At 40.4% G+C, this 7,922-nt stretch carries 8 protein-coding genes and 1 riboswitch; of the genes, 4 read left to right on the top strand and 4 right to left on the bottom strand.

Annotation, left to right across the window (positions count from 1 at the left end; genetic code table 11):
* Positions 1 to 39: 39 nt before the first annotated feature.
* The 3 genes from B4237_RS15035 to B4237_RS15045 are packed head-to-tail and all read right to left on the bottom strand — an operon-like array spanning position 40 to position 2,431.
* A complete protein-coding gene (locus B4237_RS15035) occupies positions 40 to 552 on the bottom strand; it encodes a DUF1543 domain-containing protein (RefSeq protein WP_278596536.1) in 513 nt (170 codons plus the stop codon).
* A 9-nt stretch (positions 553 to 561) separates the two neighbouring features.
* A complete protein-coding gene (trpB, locus tag B4237_RS15040) occupies positions 562 to 1,791 on the bottom strand; it encodes a tryptophan synthase subunit beta (protein WP_286943796.1) in 1,230 nt (409 codons plus the stop codon).
* Positions 1,775 to 2,431 carry a phosphoribosylanthranilate isomerase gene (locus B4237_RS15045; protein ID WP_374974111.1) on the bottom strand — a complete coding sequence of 219 codons (657 nt, stop codon included), beginning with the start codon at positions 2,429 to 2,431 and terminating at the stop codon, positions 1,775 to 1,777. Before B4237_RS15045 ends, trpB begins: the two co-directional genes overlap by 17 nt.
* A 118-nt stretch (positions 2,432 to 2,549) precedes the next feature.
* Positions 2,550 to 2,761, top strand: a riboswitch (cobalamin riboswitch).
* Between the two features lie 37 nt (positions 2,762 to 2,798).
* Between B4237_RS15045 and B4237_RS15050 the strand changes: the two genes are divergently transcribed.
* From B4237_RS15050 to B4237_RS15060, 3 genes are all read left to right on the top strand, one after another.
* The gene (locus B4237_RS15050; protein ID WP_278596534.1) at positions 2,799 to 4,655 is read left to right on the top strand and encodes a TonB-dependent receptor plug domain-containing protein; all 1,857 of its coding nucleotides are present in this window, start codon (positions 2,799 to 2,801) and stop codon (positions 4,653 to 4,655) included.
* Positions 4,656 to 4,748: 93 nt separating this feature from the next.
* On the top strand, positions 4,749 to 5,336 hold the full coding sequence (locus tag B4237_RS15055; protein WP_278596533.1) for a cob(I)yrinic acid a,c-diamide adenosyltransferase: 588 nt from the start codon (positions 4,749 to 4,751) through the stop codon (positions 5,334 to 5,336).
* A gap of 19 nt (positions 5,337 to 5,355) precedes the next feature.
* Positions 5,356 to 6,075 (top strand): glycerophosphodiester phosphodiesterase, encoded by a 720-nt coding sequence (locus B4237_RS15060; protein ID WP_278596532.1) that lies wholly within the window; start codon positions 5,356 to 5,358, stop codon positions 6,073 to 6,075.
* A gap of 30 nt (positions 6,076 to 6,105) precedes the next feature.
* Here the strand turns inward: B4237_RS15060 and B4237_RS15065 are convergent, their stop codons facing one another.
* Positions 6,106 to 6,633: an META domain-containing protein gene (locus B4237_RS15065; RefSeq protein WP_004877275.1), complete on the bottom strand. Its 528-nt coding sequence runs from the start codon at positions 6,631 to 6,633 to the stop codon at positions 6,106 to 6,108.
* A 211-nt stretch (positions 6,634 to 6,844) separates the two neighbouring features.
* Here B4237_RS15065 and B4237_RS15070 point away from each other — a divergent pair.
* A partial coding sequence (locus B4237_RS15070) for an acyl-CoA desaturase (RefSeq protein WP_286943799.1) occupies positions 6,845 to 7,922 on the top strand: 1,078 nt, incomplete at its 3' end.

Below are 7,922 nucleotides of genomic sequence, written 5' to 3' on the forward strand. Positions count from 1 at the left end.
AAAAAAGGGAAGCTTTTGCTTCCCTTTTTTATTGAGCTTTTAACCTATGGTGAGATAAGTATTTTCCCAAATGGTCGGGTTAAACTCACCTTGAACCAACTGGATATAACGACCTGCTACATGATCGATAGCAATACAATCATCTACATCAACGACACGGTCTGTATGCGGTTTATGCCAGTGTTGCTCGATATATTGCTTACCGAGCTGTTTTGCATTTGTTGAATCTGTAGCCACGACAAGATGATAGCTATGTAACTCACCGAAAATATTCGGGACATATCCACCCAAATTGATCAAATACAATTTTTCATCCGAAACTGACGGCGCTGCATCAGAAAAATGTATTTGGTACTTCACACCTTGCGATTGCACACCTGTAAACTGTGTCCAAGCATCAATATGCAATCCTTTCAACTCACCAAACCAAGCTTGTTTTAACTGTGGCATGATTTCAGGTAGTGTTTCACCTATTGCCATTACTACATCATGAACTTCAGTATTGGCTTTTGCATGTCGACCACCCAACATCACCATAAACAAACTTTGCATTGTGAAAACTTACATCTCAACCATTTCAACGCCATCAATACGCGCAACTGTCATTAAGTCTTTATCACCACGACCTGAAACGGTTGCAATGATGATTTGATCTTTAGACATGGTTGGCGCAAGTTTAGTGACATAAGCCATGGCATGTGAGCTTTCAAGTGCAGGAATAACCCCTTCAATCTTGGTGAGATCACGGAAACCTTGTAGCGCTTCGTCATCATTGATCGGCACATATTCAACACGTTTCATATCTTTTAAGAAACTATGTTCGGGACCGACACCCGGATAGTCTAGACCTGCAGAAATACTATGTGTTTCAATGATCTGACCCTGTTCATCTGACATCAAGTAGGTACGGTTACCATGTAATACGCCGACATGACCTGCATTTAATGGCGCAGAGTGTTTACCAGTTTCAATGCCGTAACCCGCTGCTTCAACACCATACATTTTCACATCTTGATCATTCAAGAATGGATAGAACAAGCCCATCGCATTTGAACCACCACCAACACAAGCAACCAATGCGTCAGGTAAACGACCTGCTTGCTCTTGAATTTGACGGCGTGCTTCACGACCAATAATCGACTGGAAGTCACGAACAAGCTGAGGATATGGATGTGGTCCAGCAACAGTACCGATCACATAGTAAGTGCTATCAACATTGGTGACCCAGTCACGCATTGCTTCGTTCATGGCATCTTTCAATGTTTTTGAACCACTTTGTACAGGAACAACTGTCGCACCAAGGAAACGCATACGATATACATTCATCGCTTGACGTTTTACGTCTTCAGCGCCCATGTACACCACGCACTCCATACCCAAACGTGCTGCAATGGTTGCCGTCGCCACACCATGCTGACCTGCACCTGTTTCAGCAATGATACGCTTCTTACCTGATAGCTTTGCCAATAATGCCTGACCAATCGTGTTATTCACTTTGTGTGAACCCGTGTGATTCAAGTCTTCACGTTTCAGGTAAATTTGCGCACCGCCGAGGTGCTGAGACCATCGTTCAGCATAATAAAGTGGACTAGGACGACCAACATAGAACGCAAGATCACGATCAAACTCTGCCAAAAACTGAGCATCATTTTTCATACGACCATAAAGATTTTCTAAATCTTCAAGTGCAGCCATTAGCGTTTCTGACACAAAACGTCCACCATGAATACCGAAATGCCCTTGAGCATCTGGAAACTGGGTGTAGTCAATCACGTTATTTTGCTGATCCACGTTGGACTCCTTGCATAAATTTTTCAATGAGTTGTTGGTCTTTTATACCTTTTGCGGACTCTACGCCTCCGCTGACATCCACAGCAAAAGCAGCTGTAGTATCAATAGCTTCACTCACATTTTCAGGTGTTAATCCACCTGCCAAAATTAGTGGAATTTCAAGTTGAGGAAATTTGTTCCAATCAAAGCGATGGCCTGTTCCACCCTTTAACTCAGGATGCCATGCATCTAACAATACCGCACTGGCACCAGCCGCTTGATAGCGTTGAACTTCTGCCACTACATCTAAGTCAGATTTCACTTGAATTGCTTTATACCAACGACGTTTACATGATTCTGCGATCTGCTGACATTGTTCAGGTGTTTCATCACCATGTAGTTGTAATACATCCAACGGAACTGAATCAAGCACCGTTTTTATTTCTTCAGCACTAGCATTTACAAACAATCCCACCAATTGCACATAAGGCGGAATAAGTTTTGCCAACGATTGCGCTTGCTCAATAGTCACATGGCGAGGACTAGGCGGGAAAAATACAAAACCGATTGCATCTGCGCCTGCCTGCACCACAGCTTGAATATCTTGTGCTCGAGTTATTCCACAAATCTTGGCGCGAGTTCGCATTTGAGATTGGCGCATGATGTGTCCAATTTAAAATGAATATTTTGAAACCATCGCATTGTAATGCAATTTGACTCACTTGGGGCAAAGTTCATTTCGAAATGCGATTGTTTAAAAAACGTTAACACTTTATACTTCGCCCAATATCGCAACAAGTCTAAAGCAAATTCTTTTGCTTATAGGGAAGTTGGTGAGAATCCAACACTGCCCTCGCAACGGTAACACCGAATTATTAATCAAGCTCAACGCCAAATCACTGCGTCGGATCGATGTGGGAAGATGATTAATAGCATCATCATTGTGATGATATAGTGAAGTCCGGAGACCTGCTTGTTGTTCATTTCCACATTAACATTCACGATGGGTGAATGTCTGGAGCGACATCATGTCTACAGTTTTTCAACCAACTCGTTTAGTTGGTGCTATCGCTATTGCGATGGGGTTTTCTTCACCTGCTTTTGCTCAAGATCAATCAACAGAAAAAACAGCAACGCTCGATACGATTGTTGTGACAGCATCTCGTAGCGAACAAAAAATTAGCGAAGTTCCAGCGCGTATCAATATTATTGAACCAAAGATTCTCGAACAATCGCCAATTGCTTCTTTACCACAACTATTAGAAACCGATGCTTCAATCAACATGGTACAAAGCGGCGGTTATGGTCAATCAGCTTCTATTTTTTTACGCGGAACTAACTCTAACCATACATTGCTGTTAAGAGATGGGGTTCGTCTTAACTCAAATACATCTGGTACAGCATCATTACCATTTATTGATACAACTGATATTAAACAAATTGAAGTCTTAAAAGGCCCAGCATCAGTTCTATATGGTGCAGATGCAATTGGTGGTGTAGTACAGCTTATCTCAAAAACTCCAGAAAAAACTTCAGCATTCATAACTGGGGAAATTGGCGAAAATAAAACGTATAAGTCAGTTGTTGGCGCAGATCTCGCTGAAAATGGTTTTTATGCTCAAATTCGTGGACAACGCTTAGAAACTGACGGTACACCAGTCACTGATGCAAAAGACAATAAAAAAGCCAGTTTTGATCAAAAAGGCTATAGCGCAAAAATCGGTGTTGAAAAAGAGCTATTTGCAGCTTCTGTCGATTATAGTGAAAACGAAGGCTATAGTGACTATGACAACTACGGCAACCTCGTTTCTCAAGACTTTAAAAATGAAGTGATCAACGTAAAAGGTCGAGCAAATGTTCTTGATAATCTAGCTATCCATGCTCGTTTATCGCAGTTCAAAGATGATTTAAATCAGAATAACTCTCCAGACTACGTTTATAGTACTACACAAGAAGCTGAGCTTTATACCAAATGGCAAATGACGCCTGCTCAGAATATTTTAGTGGGTTCAACATATAAAGACATCAAAGGTGATGTGTACTCTAAAAATCTTTGGGGTGGCCAAGACGTTAAATATAAAGAATCAGTAGATACGATTGGTTACTTCGCGCAGCACCAATACAAAAGTAATGGTTTAGAAACGCAAGTTGGCGTTCGTGTTGAAGATAATGAAAAGTTTGGTACACATACTGTTGGTCAAGGTGCTATTCGCTATCAAGTTCTACCACTTACAAGCGTTTATGCAAATATTGGCTCTGCATTCCGCGCACCGACTACAAATGACTTATATGCTATTTCATGGGGTGGAAATCCAGACCTTAAGCCTGAAGAAAGCTTTTCTTACGAAATTGGTGTCGATCAAAAGCTAAATTACAATATCAACCTTGGTTTATCTATTTACCGAAATAAAGTTGATAACCTTATCAGCTATCAAGGAAATAAATTAATCAACGTAAATAAAGCGACGTTTACAGGCGGGGAAGCATCCCTCAAATGGCAACAAGATGAACTCTTTTTAAGTACAACTTATGCTTATGTACAAGCAAAAGATGATGAAACCAAAAAAGATCTAAACCGCCGCCCACGCCAAAGCTTAACGCTTACAACAGGTTGGGATGATGGTGAGTATGGTGTTTCAGCTTCTGTAGTTGCTAAATCAAATTCAAAAGACTTTGCTGATTGGCCATCTACTACACCGACAACCAATCCTGGTTACGTGACAACGAATGTAAATATTTATTGGCAGCCGATTCCGATGATCAAGCTGTTTGCAAATATTGAAAACATTGGGGATGTAAATTACAAAACAGCCTATAACGGTAATGGTGTGTATTACATCAACGGTGGTCGTCAAGCTTCTGCTGGCGTAACTTTCCGTTATTAATCGCGCAAACAAATAACAAAAATATTTTCTTAACTCCATTTTCGGGGTAATGTTTTGACCGACATTATCCCCTTTTTATTTTTAGGAAACCCAATGGGACATCGTTTAAGCAAAATCTATACACGTACAGGTGATTCAGGCACAACTGGTCTTGGAGATGGTTCTCGTGTAGCCAAAGATGATTTGCGTATTACCGCCTTGGGTGACGTTGATGAACTTAATGCAACTATTGGCGTATTAAGAGCACAAATCAGCGCATCTCAAATTGAAAATAAAACCGATTGGGATAAAAGTCTAAGCCTAATTCAACATTGGTTATTTGATCTTGGTGGTGAAGTGTGTATTCCAAACTATCACCTGCTCCAACCTGTATGTATCGAGTTTCTTGAAAAAGAAATCGATCAAATGAATGAATCTTTGCCAATGCTCAAAGAATTTATATTACCGTCAGGAAGCTTGGCTTGTAGTTATGCTCATCAAGCACGTGCCGTATGCCGCCGCGCCGAACGCGCATTAATGTCTGTACAGAATCGAGACCAAAATATTCAAGCAACCGCATTACAATTATTGAATCGTTTATCAGACTGGTTATTTGTTGCTTCACGTGCTTTACAACGTGCCGAAGGTGGTAGTGAAGTTCTGTGGCAAAAAAATATTAATGACAGCATCGACCCACAATAAGCTAAAAGGCAGATAACGAATGCAAATTATTGGTCATCGTGGTGCACGAGGGGAAGCTCCCGAAAATACTTTAGGTGGCTTTCGCTACCTGCATGATTTAGGCATACGTTCAGTTGAGTTTGATGTACGCCAACTCAAAGATGACCAATTGGTTGTGATTCATGATGATGATTTTGTTCGTACCACGGGCAGATCACAACATGTTGAAAGCTGTAATTTACTTGAAGCACAACAATTCGATCATCGCCATCAATGGCATGCGTGGGCATTTGAAGAATACACCCCTAATCTTCCCCACGTTTTAGATTGCTTAACTGACTTTGAGCATATCGAAGTTGAAGTGAAAGCTGTCTCGGATGAGGCTGCTGCCAAACGCTTAATTCACCAATTACAACAAGACCTCAAAGGCTTTGAAAAAACAGCAACAATTACCAGTTTTGATATCAAAATTTTAGCTGCTCTCACCCAACAGCAAAGCCATTTTAAACGAGGCTTGCTGATCGAAATACCAGTCGGAGAATATGCAATTGAACTTGCACATCAATATGGCTGTTGTCGAATTGGATGGAAAGATCAACTCGCTACAGATGACATCATTCACCAAACTCAGCAAGCCAATTTAGAAATCAGCGTATGGACTGTGAATGATGTTGATCGAGCCAAACATCTCCAACAACTCGGTATCCAAGGTTTAATTACAGATGTTCCGACAATGATGTTACAACACCTTCAGTTATAAGAAAGGCAGAACAAATTCTGCCTTTCTTTTTTACTTTTTACGCTGTGCTTGTATTAATCTCTGCCCTTTAGCATCTAACAAATATAAATTTGTTCCATCAAATTGGAAGCGTGTAACACGTTGTATTGCATCCATAAGATCCGCCTCTTGAGCTAAAGCCTTATTACAACTGTAATGCCCCGCCATGACATCAAAATCAAGCTTTCTTTGAGCAAAGTCATAGGTGTAACGTCCATAAAGGTTATTACATCCCGTATGCCCAGAAACCAATTTTGATACCGAGTTCAGAGAAAAGCTTGGATACTGATTAAAGAACAAAGCCCGCTTGTTTTGAATCATGGTAATTTGCCAATCGACATCTTGAACGCCATCAGTACTTTTACGTACTTGCATACTCGGTAACTGAGTTACTCGTTTAGGCTGTAAGGTATTTTTTTGCACTTTTGATGGCTGGCTTTGACAAGCCGCAAGCATCACAACAGTAGATAATATGAAAGTTTTGTTAAAAAATGCCTTCTTGGAGAAAATAGGATTTTTCACGGTAAATTGCTCAGACATTGATTTATTTCACCTTTTAATTCATTGATCAAGCTAACAAATGAATTCTGTTACTGTTCTTTCGATACAACTGTACAATAATACTAGTGCTAATGAATCCGAGCATGCTAATATCAGTGATAACATAGCAATATATCGTCATGATTGGTTTTGCTATCTCGTTTAGTTTTATTATCTTGTGCAAACAAGGATATTAGGAGCGCTGCCGGATATGAATTCCGCCCCACTCAAGAAAGCACCTATTAATTGGATTGCAATTTTTGCCTTGGTATTTCTACCAATTGTTGCACTAATTTCTATTCCAATCTATACCTATCATCATGACTTCAGTATGGGCGCATGGATTAGCATGTTTGTCTTACTGGGTATAAGCAGTTTAGGTATTACTGCAGGCTATCACCGCTTATGGGCACATCGTGCTTATGAAGCAGCTTTACCTCTTAAAATTTTATTGATGATCGCAGGTACATTTGCAGTTCAAAACAGCATTCTGTTTTGGGCTTCTGGTCACCGTACACATCACCGTCATGTTGATGACGTCGACCAAGATCCTTATTCAATTAATAATGGTTTTTGGTACGCGCATATGGGTTGGATGTTACGTAACTACCCAGCCGCTGAACCAAACTATAAAAATGCACCAGACTTGTTAAATGACAAGTTAGTGATGTTCCAAGATAAATATTACGTTCCACTCGTCATTGCTGTCCATGCAGGTATTTTGTTACCTATTGGTTGGCTTGTAGGCGATATCTGGGGCGTATTACTTCTAGGTGGTTTGGTTCGCTTATTCATCAGCCATCATGTGACTTTTTTCATCAACTCGCTTTGCCACATGTGGGGCAAACGTCCATACACAGATGAAAATACGGCGCGTGATAACTTTATTCTCGCCATCCTCACTTGGGGCGAGGGTTATCATAATTACCACCACATTTTCCAATACGACTATCGTAATGGGGTAAAATGGTGGCAATATGACCCAACAAAATGGTTGATTTGGACGAGTTCTAAGCTCGGTCTAGCTAAAAACTTACGTCGTATTCCAAGCTTTAATATTAAAAAAGCCGAACTTGCGATGAAGTTTAAATATGCTGAACAAGATTTGGCAATTTATGGGCACGATGTAAATACTGACATCGTTCAAATGAAGCAACGTATTGCGCAAGAATATGAAGCATTTACCCATACCTTAAATGATTGGGCTAAATTGAAAGAGCAGGAAATTCAAGCGAAAAAAGCCGCCGTCGCTGAGAAAATTCATCAAATGGACCATAAACTGAAAGTTG

Origin of the sequence: Acinetobacter sp. UBA6526 (assembly GCF_002434875.1) — a bacterium.
Classification (GTDB): Bacteria; Pseudomonadota; Gammaproteobacteria; order Pseudomonadales; family Moraxellaceae; genus Acinetobacter; species Acinetobacter venetianus.